Genomic DNA, 19,353 nt, shown 5'->3' with positions numbered 1-19,353 from the left:
ACAAATTAGTTATTTTCTCTATTGTACATGATAGATGAACGCTTAGGAAACCGTTTTAATCAATTCAACTGCAGAATCTATGCCTTCTTCTAACTTTGCAGGGTCTTTTCCGCCTGCTTGTGCCATGTCCGGACGACCGCCACCGCCACCGCCGCAACGAACAGCGACTTCTTTAACAAGGTTGCCTGCATGGTATCCTTTTGATACTAAATCTTTTGTAACCCCAGCAACAATATTTACTTTCCCTTGGTTTTCAGCACCTAAAATAACGATTCCGCTCTGAAGTTTGTTCTTTAGGTCATCCACGATCGAACGTAAACCATTCATATCAGAAGCACTCACTTTTTTCGCGATTACGGATACTCCGTTAATCGTTTGCACTTCGTCAACGAGACTTCCTGCTTCAAGGTTTCCAAGTTTTGCTGTTAAGGATTCTTTCTCTTTTTGCAGCTCTCGAATTTGTTCGTTCAGAGCATCAATACGCTGAGGAACATCCTTAAGATTTGTTTTTAGTTTTGCAGCAGTATTTTTTAACAACTGAACTTGGCCATTCATCAATCGATAAGCTGCTTCTCCGGTTACTGCTTCAATACGTCTTGTACCAGCACCGATTCCTGATTCTGATACGATTTTAAACAATCCGATCTCAGCCGTGTTGTTCACATGACATCCGCCACATAACTCCAAGCTGTAATCTCCTACTTTGACTACACGAACGGTCTCACCGTATTTTTCTCCAAAAAGGGCCATTGCTCCCATAGCTTTTGCTTCGTCAATGTTTTTCACCATTTTTTCAACAGGAATGTTCGCCCACACTTTTTCATTTACAATCTCTTCAATTTTCTCTAGCTCATCTGCAGAGATACTTCCAAAGTGAGTAAAGTCAAAACGCAGTCTGCCTTCTTCAACAAGTGAACCCGCTTGATTGACATGTGTTCCTAGTACATCTTTCAATGCCTGATGAAGCAAATGCGTAGCTGTATGGTTTTTCACTACTTTGGCACGTGTATCTCGATCGACCACTACGGAGACTTGCATATTATTTTCTAATACACCTTTTTCTACACTTACCGTATGCAGATTTTGTCCGTTCGGAGCTTTTTGTACATCTTTCACTAGCAATTGAAGGTTATTTCCTGTAATCGTTCCTGTATCAGCGATCTGGCCTCCGCTTTCCGCATAAAATGGCGTTTCATCAAGGATAACTTGTGCCTCGTCCCCTTCTGAGACCATGGAAACTCGCTCGCCTTTTTGCAGGACTTCAAGGATTCTTGCTTCTCCGCTCAGAGACTCATAACCTGTAAATTCACTTTTCACCGTGATGTCTGAAAGAACACCGCTTTGAACCTGCATGCTGTCAACTTCTTGTCTTGCAGCACGTGCACGTTCGCGCTGAGCTTTCATTTCAGATTCAAAACCTTCTTGATCAACTTCCATCCCATTTTCAGCTGCATATTCTTGTGTTAATTCAAATGGGAATCCAAATGTATCATAAAGCTTAAATGCATCTTTACCAGAAATCACAAGATTGTTCTCTGATTTTTCTTTTGAGATGACATCTTCTAGAATCGCTAAGCCTTCGTTAATCGTTTCATGGAAACGTTCTTCTTCTGTTTTCACAACTTTTTGGATAAATGGTACTTTTTCTTTCACTTCTGGATAGAAATCAACCATGATATCCGAAACAGTCGGTACTAATTCATACATGAAAGGCTTATTGATGTTGATCTTTTTAGCAAAACGAATTGCTCTTCTGATCAATCTTCTTAAGATGTAACCTCTTCCTTCATTTGAAGGAAGTGCATTATCGCCAATCGCAAAGCTTACCGTACGAATATGGTCTGCGATAACTTTAAATGCGGTATCACTTTCAGGGCTTTGTCCATAAGACGTATTTGAAAGTTTCTCTGTTTCTTTGATGATTGGAAGAAAAAGATCCGTTTCAAAGTTCGTCTTTGTATCTTGAATAACAGATACCATTCTCTCTAATCCCATACCTGTATCGATGTTCTTCTTTGGCAGCGGAGTGTACGTGCCGTCTGGATTATGGTTAAACTGAGAAAATACAAGATTCCATACTTCAAGGTATCTTTCATTCTCTCCGCCAGGATATAATTCAGGATCTGATGGATCGTTTCCATAAGACTCTCCACGGTCGTAAAAGATCTCCGTATTCGGTCCACTTGGGCCTTCTCCAATATCCCAGAAATTCCCCTCCAAACGAATGATACGCTCTTCAGGAAGTCCTACTTGTTTTGTCCAAATGTCAAAAGCTTCATCATCTTCAGGATGGATGGTAACAGAAAGCTTCTCTGGATCAAACCCGATCCATTTTTCACTCGTTAAGAACTCCCATGCCCAAAGGATCGCTTCCTCTTTAAAATAATCACCAATCGAAAAGTTTCCTAGCATTTCAAAGAAAGTATGATGTCTTGCTGTGATTCCGACGTTTTCGATATCGTTTGTACGGATTGATTTTTGAGCATTTGTGATGCGTGGATTATCAGGAATCACACGACCGTCGAAGTATTTCTTAAGTGTAGCTACACCACTGTTGATCCAAAGCAAAGTCGGATCTTCATGTGGAACGAGTGAAGCACTCGGTTCAACACGATGGCCTTTTTCTTGGAAAAAATCGAGGAACATTTGTCTAACTTGAGCTGAAGTCAACGTCTTCATTGTTTTCATTCTCCTTCTAACGTTTTTGATAAAATAAAAAAACTCCCATCCCAAAAAACAGGGACGAGAGTTTGAATTCACGCGGTACCACCCTGGTTACATGCAGAGAGCATGTCACCTCGATTACAGCCTTAACGCGGCATAACGGCAGATTTTCCTTCTGCACTCCAGAGTAGCTTTCCGCTTTCCTTCTTTCTAAAACACCTTTCAGCCAATGGATGTTTCTCTCTTTAGAAAGGAACTAAAACGTACTTATCTCTTTCAACGATTTTTGTTCTTCTAGCGTTAGTATACGTTTATTTATTCTGCCTTGTCAATCGGATTCCTTAATCGGTGTTCCCTAATGTGGACAATGATGACTTTTAATACACTAAATACCGGAACAGCTAAGATCATCCCAGGTACTCCAGCAAGTTCACTCCCTAACAGAAGGGAAAAGATGATAAAGACAGGATGGATGTGCAAATTCTTTCCGACAATGAACGGTCCTAAAATATTGCCTTCAATAAATTGAAGAACAAGCATGATTCCTATTGTGATCCAAACCATCTTCCAAGATATAGTCAGCGCAATTAAAATCACAGGAACCGCACCCAAAATGGGCCCGAAGTATGGAATGATATCTGTTATAGCGATCACGATTCCTAGGAGAATCGGATAAGGCATTCCTACAACCCATAAGGCAACCATGGCTGCAGCACCAAGAATCGCTCCTACAAATAGCTGTCCTCTGATATAGCCTCCAAGCGATTCATCAATATCTTCTAAAAGGTGCTTCCCTTCATGGCGAAACCTGCGTGGTGTAATATACCAGGCAGCTTTTTTAATTTTTTCAAAATCGTTTAAAAAATAAAACACAAGAAAAGGAACGACGATAATGACGAAAAAGTAGTCAGTAATCTTTCTTAAAGAAAAAATAGCATTGGTTAGAACGTTCTGTGCGCTGATCTCCATCTTATCAATATATTGTTCAATTTTGGAGTGAAGGGTATATGGAAGAGCTGACGTTCCTTTGTCAACTCTCGTTAAAAGCTCTTTATAATCTTTTGAAAGAGCTGGTACATTTTCTAACAGCTCTTTTAATTGAACAACAAAATACGGAAAACCCTTTGCGATGCCATACCCTACTCCTCCAAAAAATAAAAGGTAAATCGTTAAAATCGCTACAAATCGAGGAACGCCTCTCTCATGTACATATTCTACAAGAGGATGAAGCAGGTATGTAATCAACGCGGCAAGAAAGAAGGGCAAGAACACTCCTTTGAGTGCTGAAAGGAATGGCTGATATAAAGGATTTAACTTCATGAGAAGGAATAAACATAAAAATAGCAATAAAAGAAGTACAAGCCGGTAAATCCATTTGATTTGATTTTCCTTTGTCATTCTTCCTCACCCTTTTTGTAAAAAACCCCGTCTTCAAACAGACGGGGAGTACGTTTTAATAAATGGCTTTTGCGATGCGCTTTCGAATTTTTTTGGCGCGCCTTGATGACCAAAGGTCGCCAATATCCGAAAAATTCATGTTCATTCTGGACATTCTTGACATCCTTCTATTTCTCACCGCAAATGCCGCCGCTCCAATACCAAGTGCGAAAAGAGAACTCATCGTCCTATTCATGCTTTATCACCTCGACATCAGAGTTATAAAAAAACTTAGGAAGTACTTTCTCTATAAGTCAGGTCACGATCTTCGAATAAATCGTCGAGTGAAGTTAATGAGCCGTCTTCTTCCACTTGATGTAGGGACAGTCTACCTTTTACAATGGAAAGCTCAATAAAACAGTTCCAGCAATAGTACTGGTTCACCCCGATTTTCCCAATATCTTTTCGGCTGCAGTTCGGACATTCCACTTGCTCTCTCTCCTTTAAATTTACTTTTACAAGGGTGTCCTGAAATTTGCCAAAATATACGCAAGAACTGGATTTGAAGGGGCAACCTGCCTATAGATAAAAAAAGAAATGTTCCATTAGATGATGAATATCATCCCTTAGAACATTCCTAGTTTGTTTCGTTAAAGAGTGTATCATTCGTAATTTCTTTTTCCAGTATGGTTTCTTGAAGCCTATGTTTGAGACCAGAATATCTTTCAGATTCATCTGACCGTTGTACAGCCCAAGAGAACGCTTCTTGTTCTCCACATAAAATTAAATATTCTTTACTCCTTGTGATAGCCGTATAAATAAGGTTGCGTTTCAGCATTCTATAATAACTTTTGACAATAGGAAGGATAACAATTGGATATTCACTGCCCTGAGATTTATGAATCGAGCAGCAGAAAGCATGTGTAAAATGATTAAACTCACTTCTTTTGTATGTCACTTCGATTTCATCGAAGCTAATAACAATCTGATCTTCTTTGTCTGTGTTCTCCCTTGCATAAATAATGGCTACAATCTCACCAATATCTCCGTTAAAAACATTATCCTCAGGCTGGTTAACAAGCTGCAGCACCTTATCCCCTTTCCTGTAAAAAACATCAGCAACCTGCAGCTGACGCTGTTTTTGTTTTTCAGGGTTGAATAATTGCTGAAGTTCACGGTTTAGCCTATCTATGCCTACTGGACCTTTATACATGGGAGCTAGCACTTGAATATCTCTAGCTGTATAACCTTTTTTTATGGCATTTTCACACACTTGAATGATGGCTTGAAAAACCTGCTCTCCAGAACATGCAAAAAATCGTCTGTCTTTTTGTGGAATCATCAAGTCCTGAGGCAGATTTCCTTTTTTCATCTCGTGGGCTAAACGGATGATTGAAGAACCTTCAGATTGTCTGTAGATATCAATCAATCGCGTTTGCGGAATATAGTCGCATTCGAGCAGATCTTTTAGCACTTGGCCCGGACCTACAGAAGGAAGCTGATCCTCATCGCCTACAAAAATGATTTGAATATGCTGTGGAAGTGCCTTTGAAAGTGAGTATGCTAGCCAGATATCGACCATCGACATTTCATCCACGATCAACAACTTTCCTACGATCGGATCATCTTCATTTTTTTCAAAATGCCCTGCACCTCTCCAACCCAACAGACGGTGGATGGTATGAGCCGGAATATTCGTGGATTCCGTCATCCGCTTTGCAGCACGACCTGTAGGTGCTACTAATAAGACAGGAAACGGTTCCTTTTTTCCTCGATAATCTTCTATGTTCAAACTTACACCATGAATCTCGCTATAGAGTTCTACAATTCCTTTTATAACTGTTGTCTTACCTGTTCCAGGGCCGCCGGTGAGCACCATGATGGGAGAAGTTAACGCTTTTTTTATGGCCTCCTTTTGACTTTTTGCATATTGGATATTCAGCCTTTTTTCTAAACGTTCAAGTTCCGTTTCAATCTGCTCAACAGGTATATCATAATCCGTACTTTGACTATGTAAAAGCTGATTGATTTTTTGGGCGAATCCTCGTTCAGCAAAATAAAGAGATGGCAAATATACGACATCTTCCTTTAAAATGAGTCTTTTTTCAGCTTCCATATCTTGAATTTCTCTGAAAATACTCATCTCATCAACCGTATCTTTTCCATCGGCCAAAAGCTTTCTGACATCTGTTAAAAGCTCTTCAACAGGCAGATACGAATGACCTAGCTCTGTCCCCTGATCTCTTAAAAGAAATTGGCAGGCCGCTTGGATACGTTCTGGATGGTTTACCTGCATACCGTTGCCTTTTGCTATTTCATCTGCCCGATGAAATCCAATACCCGGTACATCCTCAATAAGACGGTACGGTTCATTCTTCACTACAGAGATGGATTGATCCTGATACGTTTGAAAGATCTTCATCGCCAGCTGAGGTCCGATTCCATAAGGCCGTACGGCCATCATCACCTGATCCAACCCTCTGTTCTGCAGCAGGGCTTCATGTAGATTTTTTGCTTGTTCTTCCGTTAATTTTGGAATTTGGCTTATGTATTCCGGAAATTCTAAGAGCTTCGTAATTGCGTCATCCCCCATGACTTCCACGATATGTTCAGCCGTTTTCTTCCCTATCCCTTTAAACAGGTCGCTCGATAGATATTGAACCATCGCTTCTCTCGATTGAGGTATCTCTTTTTTAAAATATTCAACTTCGTACTGCTTCCCATATTTGGGGTGATCTTTGAATTTCCCATAAAACAGATACCGTTCATCCTCCCTTAATGGAGGGAGGATGCCAGTTATCATGACTTCTTTTTCATCATAATTTTCATTTGTCTCTTTTATTCTAACCCGTGCAACCGTATAAAGACTTTCTGATTGATGATAAATGGTGGAAATCAGTTTTCCTTTTATAAAACGGTTTGTTAGAGACGTTTCATCCTCTAGGTTAAAGGAAGGCTGCTGTGCCATAAAGCATCCCCTTTTAATGTTTTGTATTCTTACTTTCGATATTCCGTTTGCCATTCCCTGCTAAATAATGATCCGGCTGAATTTCTAAGGCTTTATCAAAAGCTTCAAGAGCCTCACCGTTTCGATCAAAGTAGCTTAAACAGACACCTAAGTTGTACCAGGCGTCAGCATGTTTTTCATCCTTCTTTGTTACTTTTTCGAATGTACGCATAGCAGATTCTACATCACCAATTCTCCCCTGACAGAGGGCAAACTGAAAAAGTGCTTCATGATCATCTGGGTTCAGCTCGGTTGCTCTCATCATGTATGGAAATGCTAATTTGTTCTCACCAAGTGAGACGAGTGACATGCCTGCCATGAAATAGGTGTCCGCATCTTGCAATCCGCCTGTTATCGCTTCTTGAAAGAGCTTGGCTGCTTTTGAATACTGTTCAAGATGATAGCATGCAATGCCTGCACCATATAGAGCGGCAGCAGCATTCTCATCAAGTGATAATGCTTTATCAAAAAAATTTATCGCCTTTTCATGCTCATGTACCGCAGAGAGCAGATTTCCGAAATTAATATAATGAACAGGATTTTGAGGATCGGCTTCAATCATCGCTTCGAGGCTTTTCGCCGCTTCTTCAAATTTTCCTTTTTTTAAGTATTCAAGACCTTTTGAAGGTTCCATATCCATACCCCCATCTTTATTTCCTTCCAAAGTATATCAAATCAGGCTAGGATTCGCACAGAGTTCTTTCATAAAACTCGGGAAGCATAGAGCATATGCATCTTCTTAGCAAAAAAAGCTGGCGTTCAGTATGATTCCAACTGATTCGCCAGCTTTTCCTTAATATAATTATAGATATGTGATCGCTTCTCCATTTTTATAAACCGTATCGATCGTTGCTCCGCCTAAACAAACTTCACCATCATAAAAGACCACCGCTTGTCCAGGAGTGATCGCTCTTTGTGGTTCATCAAAGATCACGTTAAGCGCGCCGTTCTCCAACACATGAACAGTTACTCCCATGTCAGGCTGGCGGTATCTAAACTTTGCTGTACATTTGAATTCAGATGGGACAGACTTATCGGAAACAAAACTAGGTTTTACTGCCGTCAAGCTGTCTGAGTAAAGTTTTTCGTTATGAAAACCTTGTTCAACGTACAGTATGTTGTCTTTTAAATTCTTACCAACAACGAACCAAGGATCTCCGCTTCCGCCAATTCCGAGTCCATGCCGCTGACCGATCGTATAATACATTAATCCGTCATGTTTTCCTTTGACTTCCCCGTCTAGCGTTTGCATCTCTCCTGGTTTTGCCGGCAAGTATTGACTTAAGAACACTTTAAAGTCTTTTTCACCAATAAAACAAATACCAGTAGAGTCCTTCTTCTTAGCGGTAGCAAGTCCTGCCTCCTCGGCGATCTTACGGATCTCAGGTTTCTTTAACTCACCGATCGGGAACAGAACCCTTTTTAGCTGTTCTTGTGAAAGCTGGTTAAGGAAATACGTTTGATCCTTATTTTCATCAACACCGCGAAGCATTTTAACTTCACCATCTATTTCAGCTACACGTGCATAATGACCTGTAGCTACAAAATCTGCACCTAAATTCATTGCATGCTCCAAGAATGCTTTAAACTTGATCTCCTTGTTGCACATCACATCAGGATTAGGTGTTCTTCCTGCTTTATATTCTTCCAAAAAGTACGTGAATACTTTATCCCAGTATTCCTTTTCAAAATTCACAGCGTAATATGGAATGCCGATCTGGTTGCAGACCGCTATCACATCGTTGTAATCTTCTGTTGCTGTACAGACGCCATTCTCATCGGTGTCATCCCAGTTTTTCATAAAGATTCCGATAACGTCATACCCTTGTTCTTTTAGTAAAAGTGCGGCAACTGAAGAGTCCACACCGCCACTCATTCCAATAACTACTCGTGTATCTTGAGGTGCCTTTTTGTTTGATTCAGTTTGCATATTGTCCACCTCATTTCTTTCATATGACAAACATTGTAACTTATTTTATTAAACGTTTCACGATTTTTGCTGTCTCGCATGCAGCATACTCGATATCTTCTATATTATTGCCTAACCCAAAGCTAAATCGAACAGATGATTTCGTGCGTTCATCTTCTCCAAACATAGCAGCCAATACGTGCGAAGGCTCATGTGAACCAGCCGTACAAGCGGATCCGCTTGAAGCTGCAATCCCTGCTATATCCAAGTTGACTAAAAGCACTTCCGTCTTTATTCCAGTAAAGCTGACATTTAGGATATGGGGAAGAAAGTATTCGTTACTGCCATTCTCTAAATAATGGATGTCTTCTTCATTCCATATTTTTTTCATCGTATCTCTAAAGTTCATGTAGTTGGAGAATCGTTCTTCCCGTTCTTTTATCGATAATTCGGCGGCTTTACTCAGTGCTGCGATTCCTGCTACATTCTCCGTACCGGCACGGCGTTTTCGCTCTTGCTCTCCGCCGAATCCTTGTGGTAGAAAGGGGACCGATTCTTTTACATAAAGGAAGCCTGTCCCTTTTGGACTATTGATCTTATGTCCGGAAGCACTCAATAGATCTACGTTCAATTCTTCAACATCTATAGAAATCAGGCCATATGCCTGAACCGCATCGGTATGAAAGATGATCTCCTTCTCTTTTAACAAGCTGCCGATCTTTTTGATGTCCTGAGTTGTACCTGTTTCATTGTTGCCATACATGATAGAAACAAGAATCGTTTCGTCTTTAATAGACGTCTTAAGTTCATCAAGAGAGATTCTTCCGTCTTTATCTACTGATAAATACGTAACTTCAAACCCTCTTCTTTCAAGCTCTTGAAAGGTATGCAGAACAGCATGATGCTCTACTCTTGTAGTGATTACATGTTTTCCTTTTTCCATTAATGCAGAAGTGGTTCCAAGTATAGCAAGGTTATCACTTTCTGTACCACCACTCGTAAATATAATTTCGTTTCTAGTGGCATTAATAGATGAAGCGATTCGTGTACGCGCATCATCAAGAACTTTACGTGCACGTCTACCGTATTGATGTATGCTAGAAGGATTTCCAAAATGATCCGTTAAATATGGGATCATCTCTTCAATCACTTCAGGATGAACGGGTGATGTTGCAGCGTGATCCAAATAAACGTTTTTCATCATCAAAATCCTTCCTAAATATAAAACATGTAGGCGTCTTGTGCACCTTCATCTTCATAGTTCGCTAAATCCTCTAACGTAGTTGAATCTAGAACATCCTTTACAGCATCTCTGATTTTAATCCAAAGGTTACGCTTTGCTGGTTCTTCATCATCCATCACCTCTACAGGAGAAATCGGCCCTTCTAGTACACGAATGATATCTCCTGCCGTAATGGTCGAGGCTTCTTTAGCTAAAATATAACCCCCGTATGCACCTCTTATACTTTTTACTAAACCTGCGTTTCTTAATGGCGCGATCAGCTGCTCAAGATAATGTTCTGATAGATTGTGTTCTTTCGCAATATGTTTTAAAGCTGTGGGACCATCACCTGATTTCTTCGCTAATGCCATCATGATGGTTAATCCGTATCTTCCCTTTGTTGATATTTTCATATTGTTCACTCCGTTCTAAGACAAACTTTACTGCATTTTGACATAAAGGCAATGTTCTTCCCACGATTAAACCGATCGTGACACAAAACAAAATTGTTCCATATGAAATAGGACCATTCAACACCCAGCCGAAAAACAGAACTGTTAACTCCATAAATAATCGGATCCTTGAGACTTTCATTCCTGACTTTTCTGTTAAGGCAAGCATCAGACTATCCCTTGGTCCTGCTCCACGATTAGAGGAAATGTAAAGACCGATACCAAAGCCTAAGATTAGTATTCCGATTAAAAGATAAAACCATCTACCTGCTAGCGTGATCGGGCTATGAAAAATGGGGAGCCATAAATAAAAATCAATAAACAGACCGACACAGATCATATTTAAAAAGGCTCCTATTTGTGGAAACTTCTTTGTCAAAAGCGCAGTTGCTAATATAACGAAGAAACCCATAATGATCGACCAGGTTCCTATCGTTAAACCAAACTGTGAAAACAGGCCGATGTGAAGTACGTCCCATGGAGCACTTCCGAGCTCAGCTTTTATCATTAATGCAATTCCAAAGGCCATTATAAATAAGCCCACAAAAAAAACAGACCATTCAATCAGAAATTTGACCGGTCTTGATGGCTTTGGGTCTTTCATTCTGCAAATCCTTCCTGGCTGAAGCTTTTTTTAGCAACCGAAAATAAAATCTAAAGATTATTATAACACGAAATAGTTGCATCTTGCATGAAGGACTAATGTATAGTATTGTCATATGACAATTAAGAACACGTGTACGGAAGGATGAATATACATGGACTTGTTTTCCTATAAAGATGAAAGTTCACATTCGTTAAAACGCCCTCTAGCCAATAGGATGCGGCCTCGAAAGATCCAAGAGTTTATTGGCCAGGAACACATTGCAGGAGAAGGCAAACTCTTAAGGAGGGCGATCGAAGCAGATCAACTGACACCGATGATCTTTTTTGGTCCTCCAGGTACCGGAAAGACTACCCTGGCAAGGATCATTGCGAATTCAACATCTGCCTGGTTCGAACAATTAAATGCTGTAACCTCAGGAGTAGCTGATTTAAAAACCGTCATGAATGCTGCAAAAGAACGACTTTTATTAGAGGATAAAAAAACCGTTCTTTTTATCGATGAGATCCATCGGTTTAACAAGAATCAGCAAGACGCCCTTCTTCCTTATGTTGAAGATGGAACCGTAATCTTAATAGGTGCTACAACGGAAAGTCCGATGTTTGAGATCAACCCGGCACTCTTGTCGAGATCCAGATTATTCCGCTTTGAACCTTTAACAGATGAACATATCGCTAAAATCATTGAACAAGCATTGAATGATGATGAAAGAGGATATGGAAGGCATCCCGTGAAGATGCAAAAAGAAGCAATCGATCACATCGTTTCAATTGCTAACGGCGATGCCCGTACCGCGCTGAATGCTGTGGAGCTCGCAGTACTCACCACAAAGCCCGATAAGAACGGTGACATTAACATTACACTCGAAATCGCAGAAGAATCCATTCAGCAAAGAGTCTTGCAATATGATAAAAAAGGAGACAACCATTATGATACAGTCTCTGCCTTTATTAAAAGTATCCGCGGTTCAGATCCCGACGCAGCCCTTTACTGGCTTGCTAAAATGGTCTATGCCGGTGAAGATCCACGTTTTATAGCACGACGTCTGATGGTCCATGCTGCAGAAGATATTGGTCTGGCTGACCCAAACGCTTTACTTGTTGCCCAAGCAGCTAGTTATGCAGCAGACTTTATCGGCATGCCTGAAGCAAGAATACCACTTGCAGAAGCAACCCTGTATTTAGCAACCGCTCCAAAAAGCAATAAAGTTATTTTAGGAATTGATAAAGCCTTAGACGCTGTAAAAAAAGAAAAAACAGGGCTTATACCGATCCATCTGCGTGATGCCCATTATAAAGGGGCAAAGGAATTAAAACATGGTGCCGATTATAAATACCCTCATAATTTCGAGGATGGCTATGTACCACAGGAATACTTACCTCAACACATGCTTGGAAAATCATTTTATGAACCAACAGAACGAGGCTACGAGAAAAATATCAAAAAAAGATTAGACTATTTCAATAACCGCAAGAAAAATGGTGAGTAAATCTATCATTCTTTTAATACTCTTATCAAACTAGCAAATTTTTTATGCTTTTGCGTATAGGATTCTTTCTCTTTGGTAAACATGAAAATATTAAACGATATTTTTTAAAAGCTAAGGAGAGGATTCACGTGTCAAAAATCAGACAGGACGCTTGGTCAGAAGAAGACGATCTGCTATTGGCCGAAACGGTATTGCGCCATGTCCGTGAAGGAAGTACACAGCTTCATGCCTTTGAAGAGGTTGGAGATAAATTAGAACGGACGAGTGCTGCAGTTGGTTTCAGATGGAACGCGATCGTCAGAAAAAAATATGAACAAGCTTTAAAGATTGCTAAAAAACAAAGAAAAGAGCGGCAGCGCGCTCTGGCTAAATCTCAACAGCAGTCTAAAACTGCATCAAAGCCAGCCATTCAGCCTATTAAATCACCACAGATCCATGATGATGAAACCTACCATCCTGAGGAATTCTTTAAAACTCCTTATACGTTTGATAGAGGAACAGCTGGGTCTGCAAATGGGCTCGACTCGCAGCCTGCTGCATCAACAGTGAACAATATTCCAGCTGCATCTGCCAATTCAACTTATCAAGCACCACAACCTAGTAAACAAGAAGAATTAACGTTAGATGAAGTAATAGACTTCCTAAACGGCTTAAAAAGAAATGGGATGTCGAGTGGAAAGCTTGTACAGGAAAACATGGAATTACGTTTACAGATGAACGAATTACTTCAACAAAATAAAGTAATGAAAGAACAGTTGGCCGTCCTAGAGAAAGAACATCAGACTGTTCAAGAAGATTATCAAGCTCTCATTCAGATTATGGATCGAGCAAGGAAGATGGTTTTGTTTCAGGATGAAGAAACCAATCAAAGTTTCAGAATGGATAAAAACGGCAACTTAGAGAAGCTGGCGAAGTAAAATAAGGAGCTAGAACTTAAAAGTGTAAAAACTTTCGAGTTCTAGCTTCTTTTTTTATCATATGAAGAGAAGAAAAGGACGTTTTGATGAATCAAAAACAGATGGGGTACTGAATTTGAAAGATTACAAGCAAATGTGAGTGTCTTTCAAGCGGTTTTTCGTTAATAGGAAGACTTGCATCATCAAGTTTACGCGAAAATCACCCCATTCCTGCGCGAAGATCAATATTTTTGCGCGTAGCTCGACGATACTGCGCGGTTCTCGAAAATTTTGCGCGAACGTGTAACAGATTTAAAAAAACGTACCGTAAAACATTTATTGAATATAAAAAAAGCTGACGTTAGTCAGCCCTTTTTACATATAAATTAAAACGATTCTATCTGATTCTTTCCACTGTTATGTTGTTCTTTTCGATTATTTTATTAATTACATAACCAGCCATGTACAACCCTGAGACAGATGGAACAAATGCGTTTGAGGATGGCGGCATTTTCGCTTTACGTATCCCTGGTGCATTCTCAGGAACGATTTCTTTTCTGATCTCTTCGCGAATCTGAATCGGTTTTTCATCTGAGAATACAACTGGAATCCCTTTTGTAATTCCTTCTTTTCGTAAGCGTTGGCGGATAACCTTTGCAATCGGATCGTAACTTGTCTTAGAGATATCTGCGATCTGAAGCCTTGTTGGATCCATCTTATTTGCAACACCCATACTTGAGATAATCGGAATGTTGCGGTTTAAACATTCCTTCATAAGATGAATTTTATAAGAAATCGTATCTGACGCATCAACGACAAAATCTAGTCCGTATTCAAAGATTTGTTCATATGTCTCTTCCGTATAAAACATCTTTAAGGCGATAACTTCACAATCTGGATTGATTAACGCAATCCGTTCTTTCATCAAGTCTACCTTTGGTTGTCCTACTGTATTAACAAGTGCGTGTATTTGACGATTAACATTTGTGATGTCTACATCGTCTTTATCTATAAGAATTAGGCGTCCTACACCTGATCGAGCAAGAGCTTCTGCTGAAAAGGAACCCACTCCGCCAATTCCGAGTACAGCAACCGTTGTGTTTTTTAGAACGTTAATTCCATCTTTTCCTATCGCAAGTTCATTTCTTGAAAATTGATAAAGCATCTTGTTTGAAATCTCCTTTCAACGTGCACATGGATAAAAAATATGCATCTTTATCAGCATATCCATTTTCCAATACAAAATCAATACGCTTACTCGGTATAATTCAGACACACAAAAAATGAGCCCCAAAAATGCCGTCTTCCCTTAGTTTTGAACCTGCTCTCGCAGGTGGGTGCCCTGTTTCGCATTTTGTCCGTCCCCTATCTTTCAGGGCATGGACGCCGTGAGAAAACACAAGCTCCCTAGTAAATAATGTTGGCTCAAAACTTTCGGGTTGTTGACGGTCATCATAGGACCCATCGTTTAAATAAATACTATCATAGGAAATGAGAACTTACAAGACAAAATGTGTCTTTGTAAAAACAATTCTTATTTTTCTAAATTTTCATTAATTTGACTCTTGTTTTACTTTTAATCCTAAATGCAGTTCTTCCAATTGCTTCTCGCTAACTGGAGAAGGAGCATTCGTCAATAGACATGATGCCGACGCGGTTTTAGGGAATGCGATCGTGTCTCTTAAGTTTGTTCTTCCAGCAAGAAGCATAACCATTCGGTCTAATCCAAGTGCAATACCGCCATGTGGAGGAGTACCATATTCAAAGGCATCCAGTAAGAATCCAAATTCTTCACGAGCCGCTTCCTCACTAAACCCTAATGTTTTAAACATTTTTTCCTGTACATCACGTTGGTAAATACGCTGTGATCCTCCACCTAACTCATATCCGTTAAGAACGAGGTCATAGGCTTGTGCTCTCACTTCAGCTGGGTTTGTATCCATGAGATGAAGGTCTTCTGTCTTTGGCATTGTAAAAGGATGGTGCAAGGCCACGTAGCGCTCTGCGTCTTCATCAAACTCTACAAGCGGGAAGTCCACGACCCATAAGAAGTTGAATTTTGATTGATCGATCAAACCAAGATCTTTTCCAAGTTTTTGGCGAAGTGCTCCTAAGCTGTCAGCAACTACAGATGGTTTATCCGCTACAAACAACAGAAGATCTCCTTCTTCAGCATTTAATGCAGACTGAAGATTCGTACCATCTTCTTCATTAAAAAATTTGGAGATCGGTCCTTTAAGACCTTCTGCTTCTACTTTCATCCATGCAAGACCTTTTGCTCCATATCGAGCTGTAAATTCAGTCAGGCCATCGATATCTTTTCTGGAATAATCAGCAGCTTTACCTTTTACATTTATCGCTTTTACTTCTCCGCCATTCTCAACAGCAGACACAAATACTTTAAAACCAGATTGTTTTACAAGATCAGAAACATTGATGAGTTCAAGTCCAAAGCGTGTATCAGGTTTATCTGAACCAAAGCGGTCCATCGCTTCCTTATAAGTCATTCTTGGGAATGGCTTTGGAACATCTACACCTTTTACTTGTTTAACCAATCCTGTCATCATTTCTTCCATCATAGCAAGAAGCTCTTCTTGTCCCATGAAAGATGTTTCGATATCGACCTGAGTAAATTCAGGCTGACGGTCTGCACGCAAGTCCTCATCTCTAAAGCAGCGTACGATTTGATAATATTTTTCGAATCCTGAAACCATTAAAAGCTGTTTAAATAGTTGTGGTGATTGCGGCAACGCATAAAATTCTCCAGGGTGTACTCTGCTTGGTACAAGGTAATCACGGGCGCCTTCAGGTGTGCTTTTCGTAAGCATCGGCGTTTCCATTTCCATAAACTCATCCTTTTCAAGGAAGTTTCGGATATAACGAGTCACTTCGTGTCTCATTTTCATCGTATCCTGCATCACGGGACGGCGAAGATCTAAATAACGATATTTAAGTCGAACATCTTCTGTGATATCAATATCTTCACTAATTGAAAAAGGAGGCGTTTTTGCACTGTTAAGGATTGTAACTTCTTCACCAGAAATTTCAATCTTACCTGTACTCATTAAAGGATTCACGGTACTTTGATCTCTTTCAAGAACCGTCCCTGTAACAGTAAGTACATACTCACTTCTTACCTTTTCAGCTGTTTCTAATGCTTCCGCAGAAACTTCAGGTGAAAATACGATCTGTACCACCCCAGAGCGGTCACGCAGATCAATGAAGATCAAGCCGCCGAGATCACGTCTTTTTTGAACCCAACCTGTAATTTTAACTTTTTCACCTATATATTGTTCAGTAATTTTTCCACATTGATGTGTGCGATATTCCATAGATGTTGTCCTCCTTATTTTCCTTGCTTAACAAACGTGCTTAATTCTTCGATTCGAACCTCTTTTTGTTCCCCAGATTCCATGTTTTTCACATTAATGATTCCTTTAGAGAGTTCTTCATCTCCCAGAATGGCAACAAATCTTGCTTTCAGTCGATCCGCAGCTTTAAATTGAGCTTTCATTTTCTTATCTAAGTAATCTTTATCACTTTTAATACCAGCGTTTCGAAGGTCATTTAAGATCGAAACCGACTTCTTCTTTGCTTCATCTCCAAGTGCCACCACATAACAATCAAGTTCTTCATGAGTTTCCAATGTTACGCCTTCCGCCTCAAGCGCCAAAAGAAGACGTTCAAGACTCATCGCAAACCCAATGCTTGGTGTGGCAGGTCCGCCTAGGTCTTCAACAAGACCATTATATCTTCCGCCACCGCTTAATGTTGTAATTGCACCAAAGCCCTCAGCTTCGCTCATAATTTCAAAGGCTGTATGATTATAGTAATCGAGACCTCTTACAAGCGTAGGATCGATAACGTACGGAATGTTCATGTCATCTAAAGATGTCTTCACTTGATCAAAGTAAGCTTTAGATTCCACATTCAAATACTCTAGAATAGAAGGAGCAGATTTCATTAGTTCATGGTCACGATCTTTTTTACAGTCTAGAATCCGAAGCGGATTTTTTGTCAAACGGTTTTGACAATCCGAACAAAACTCTTCAATCCTAGGTTCAAAGTGAGCAATCAGTGCATCTTTATGAGCCTTTCTGCTGTCTGCATCACCAAGCGTATTGAGTACTAAGCGAAGCTTCTTCAATCCTAGTTCTTGATAGACCGTCATAGCGAGAGAAATAACCTCTGCGTCAATTGCCGGATCAGCTGAACCCATTGCCTCGATTCCAAATTGAACGAACTGTCTGTACCGTCCTGCTTGTGGTCTTTCGTATCGGAACATCGGCTGAATGTAATAGAGCTTTACAGGCTGTCCTGGAAGACCGAACATTTTATTTTCAACGTAAGAACGTGTAACAGGTGCTGTTCCTTCTGGACGTAGCGTTAAACTCCGGTCGCCTCTGTCCGTGAAGGTATACATTTCTTTTTGAACGATATCCGTTGAATCCCCCACTCCTCTTTGAAATAAATCGGTATGTTCAAAAATAGGTGTGCGGATTTCCTTGTAATTAAATCTTGCGGAAACTTCCTTTGCTTTTTCCTCAATGATCTGCCACTTTTCTACTTCTCCCGGGAGAATATCCTTGGTACCCCTTGGAATATTAATACTCATTTCATTTCATCCTCCGATTTTTTAATAATCATCAAGGGCTTTATTTGTCATCCTCTCGTATTCTTCTGTTTCTTTTTGCAAGTTACAGAAGCCTTAGAAGCATGCACTATAACAAATAAGCCAAATAAAAAACTCCCGTCTCTCATGAAATCATCGATTTCATAAGGGACGGGAGTTCCCGCGGTGCCACCCTGCTTCGAAGCCAAAAAGCTTCCTCATTATGCAAGTAACGATTGCCCACGTGTAACTCTACTGAGTTGAATCTAACCGTTCGAATTAAAACCTATGAAGTGTCTTTCACTTTATCATCAGGGAGAAATGCTTCCAGCCGCGGCATTTCCTCTCTTACCCTGTGGGGTAAAGCTACTTTTCTCCGTCAACAGTTTTATCATTTTTGGAATTGTAGATTATCATACGTTTCAAAGGGGCTTCATGTCAATAGTTTTCTCTTTTTATTTTTTTCTTCAGCTGATTGACCTGATGAAGATCTAATCCGAATTCTTCAGCAAGTTCCATATCATTTGCTGTTTTTTCTAAAGAAATAAAATCATGAAAACAAACCTGTTTCCACTGTGATACCCCTTCTATACCCTTGCGATTCTGTCTCATATAAACCCTCCGCCTTTTTTGGTTAGTCTGTCCATCAAGGCGAAGGTTTCATTCATTTCGTTTTCTTAAACTCTTGAGTCCATGATTAGCGTAACAGGGCCGTCATTCGTGAATTCAACATCCATCATTGCACCAAAAACACCTGTTTCTACATGTACTCCTAAAGTCTTGATCTTTTCATTAAAATAATCATAAATTTGTTTCGCATGGTCTGGCTTAGCAGCTTCCATGAAATTTGGCCGCCTGCCTTTTTTGGTATCCCCATATAACGTAAATTGAGAAATAGAGAGGATACTTCCTTCTGTATCTTTTAATGATAGGTTCATTTTCCCGCTCTCATCTTCAAAGATACGTAAATTAATTATTTTTTCCGCCAAGTAAATTGCATCTTTTTCTGTATCTTCATGAGTGACGCCTACTAAAAGCACCAAACCTTTGTCTATATGTCCTTTTACTGCAGAGTCTACAGAAACAGACGCATTTTTGGCTCGCTGAAGCACGATTTTCAT

17 protein-coding genes, 1 other RNA gene and 2 other annotated features are annotated in these 19,353 nt (G+C 40.0%); of the genes, 2 read left to right on the top strand and 16 right to left on the bottom strand.

The window, feature by feature from the left end; translation table 11 throughout:
• Positions 1-42: 42 nt before the first annotated feature.
• The 10 genes from alaS to M3206_RS00345 all read right to left on the bottom strand — a co-directional run bounded on the left by alaS (position 43) and on the right by M3206_RS00345 (position 11,235).
• Positions 43-2,679 (bottom strand): alanine--tRNA ligase, encoded by a 2,637-nt coding sequence (gene alaS / locus M3206_RS00390; RefSeq protein WP_251310533.1) that lies wholly within the window; start codon positions 2,677-2,679, stop codon positions 43-45.
• Positions 2,680-2,735: 56 nt separating this feature from the next.
• Positions 2,736-2,953 (bottom strand) — a binding site (T-box leader).
• A 26-nt stretch (positions 2,954-2,979) separates the two neighbouring features.
• Positions 2,980-4,062, bottom strand: a complete 1,083-nt coding sequence (locus M3206_RS00385; protein WP_251310532.1) for an AI-2E family transporter — start codon at positions 4,060-4,062, stop codon at positions 2,980-2,982.
• 55 nt (positions 4,063-4,117) lie between these two features.
• Entirely contained in the window at positions 4,118-4,297 is a 180-nt protein-coding gene (locus tag M3206_RS00380) for a YrzQ family protein (protein WP_251310531.1), read from the bottom strand.
• Between the two features lie 35 nt (positions 4,298-4,332).
• The gene (locus tag M3206_RS00375) at positions 4,333-4,530 is read right to left on the bottom strand and encodes a hypothetical protein (RefSeq protein ID WP_251310530.1); all 198 of its coding nucleotides are present in this window, start codon (positions 4,528-4,530) and stop codon (positions 4,333-4,335) included.
• Positions 4,531-4,678: 148 nt separating this feature from the next.
• On the bottom strand, positions 4,679-7,009 hold the full coding sequence (recD2, locus tag M3206_RS00370) for an SF1B family DNA helicase RecD2 (RefSeq protein WP_251310529.1): 2,331 nt from the start codon (positions 7,007-7,009) through the stop codon (positions 4,679-4,681).
• Between the two features lie 13 nt (positions 7,010-7,022).
• On the bottom strand, positions 7,023-7,682 hold the full coding sequence (locus M3206_RS00365; RefSeq protein ID WP_251310528.1) for a tetratricopeptide repeat protein: 660 nt from the start codon (positions 7,680-7,682) through the stop codon (positions 7,023-7,025).
• 168 nt (positions 7,683-7,850) lie between these two features.
• On the bottom strand, positions 7,851-8,978 hold the full coding sequence (gene mnmA / locus M3206_RS00360) for a tRNA 2-thiouridine(34) synthase MnmA (protein WP_251310527.1): 1,128 nt from the start codon (positions 8,976-8,978) through the stop codon (positions 7,851-7,853).
• Between the two features lie 40 nt (positions 8,979-9,018).
• The gene (locus M3206_RS00355) at positions 9,019-10,158 is read right to left on the bottom strand and encodes a cysteine desulfurase family protein (protein WP_251310749.1); all 1,140 of its coding nucleotides are present in this window, start codon (positions 10,156-10,158) and stop codon (positions 9,019-9,021) included.
• 14 nt (positions 10,159-10,172) lie between these two features.
• Positions 10,173-10,592 (bottom strand): cysteine metabolism transcriptional regulator CymR, encoded by a 420-nt coding sequence (cymR, locus tag M3206_RS00350; RefSeq protein WP_251310526.1) that lies wholly within the window; start codon positions 10,590-10,592, stop codon positions 10,173-10,175.
• Entirely contained in the window at positions 10,525-11,235 is a 711-nt protein-coding gene (locus M3206_RS00345) for a YczE/YyaS/YitT family protein (protein WP_251310525.1), read from the bottom strand. The genes cymR and M3206_RS00345 overlap by 68 nt, the downstream gene beginning before the upstream one ends.
• Before the next feature lie 154 nt (positions 11,236-11,389).
• Between M3206_RS00345 and M3206_RS00340 the strand changes: the two genes are divergently transcribed.
• Positions 11,390-12,724 carry an AAA family ATPase gene (locus M3206_RS00340; RefSeq protein ID WP_251310524.1) on the top strand — a complete coding sequence of 445 codons (1,335 nt, stop codon included), beginning with the start codon at positions 11,390-11,392 and terminating at the stop codon, positions 12,722-12,724.
• 128 nt (positions 12,725-12,852) lie between these two features.
• Positions 12,853-13,641 carry an RsfA family transcriptional regulator gene (locus tag M3206_RS18950; RefSeq protein ID WP_349773983.1) on the top strand — a complete coding sequence of 263 codons (789 nt, stop codon included), beginning with the start codon at positions 12,853-12,855 and terminating at the stop codon, positions 13,639-13,641.
• 376 nt (positions 13,642-14,017) lie between these two features.
• Here the strand turns inward: M3206_RS18950 and M3206_RS00330 are convergent, their stop codons facing one another.
• The 6 genes from M3206_RS00330 to dtd all read right to left on the bottom strand — a co-directional run bounded on the left by M3206_RS00330 (position 14,018) and on the right by dtd (position 19,353).
• Positions 14,018-14,785: a tRNA threonylcarbamoyladenosine dehydratase gene (locus M3206_RS00330; RefSeq protein ID WP_251310523.1), complete on the bottom strand. Its 768-nt coding sequence runs from the start codon at positions 14,783-14,785 to the stop codon at positions 14,018-14,020.
• A 118-nt stretch (positions 14,786-14,903) separates the two neighbouring features.
• A non-coding RNA gene (gene ssrS / locus M3206_RS00325) (6S RNA) lies at positions 14,904-15,084 on the bottom strand.
• A gap of 89 nt (positions 15,085-15,173) precedes the next feature.
• Positions 15,174-16,952, bottom strand: a complete 1,779-nt coding sequence (gene aspS, locus M3206_RS00320; RefSeq protein ID WP_251310522.1) for an aspartate--tRNA ligase — start codon at positions 16,950-16,952, stop codon at positions 15,174-15,176.
• Positions 16,953-16,966: 14 nt separating this feature from the next.
• Complete coding sequence (gene hisS, locus M3206_RS00315; protein WP_251310521.1) at positions 16,967-18,235, bottom strand: histidine--tRNA ligase; 1,269 nt, start codon at positions 18,233-18,235, stop codon at positions 16,967-16,969.
• A 161-nt stretch (positions 18,236-18,396) separates the two neighbouring features.
• Positions 18,397-18,624 (bottom strand) — a binding site (T-box leader).
• Between the two features lie 46 nt (positions 18,625-18,670).
• Positions 18,671-18,844 carry a hypothetical protein gene (locus M3206_RS00310; protein WP_251310520.1) on the bottom strand — a complete coding sequence of 58 codons (174 nt, stop codon included), beginning with the start codon at positions 18,842-18,844 and terminating at the stop codon, positions 18,671-18,673.
• A 65-nt stretch (positions 18,845-18,909) separates the two neighbouring features.
• A complete protein-coding gene (dtd, locus tag M3206_RS00305) occupies positions 18,910-19,353 on the bottom strand; it encodes a D-aminoacyl-tRNA deacylase (RefSeq protein ID WP_251310519.1) in 444 nt (147 codons plus the stop codon).

The organism is Fictibacillus phosphorivorans (assembly GCF_023715845.1).
Classification (GTDB): Bacteria; Bacillota; Bacilli; order Bacillales; family Fictibacillaceae; genus Fictibacillus; species Fictibacillus phosphorivorans_D.
This window is presented reverse-complemented; position numbering and strand designations above follow the sequence as displayed.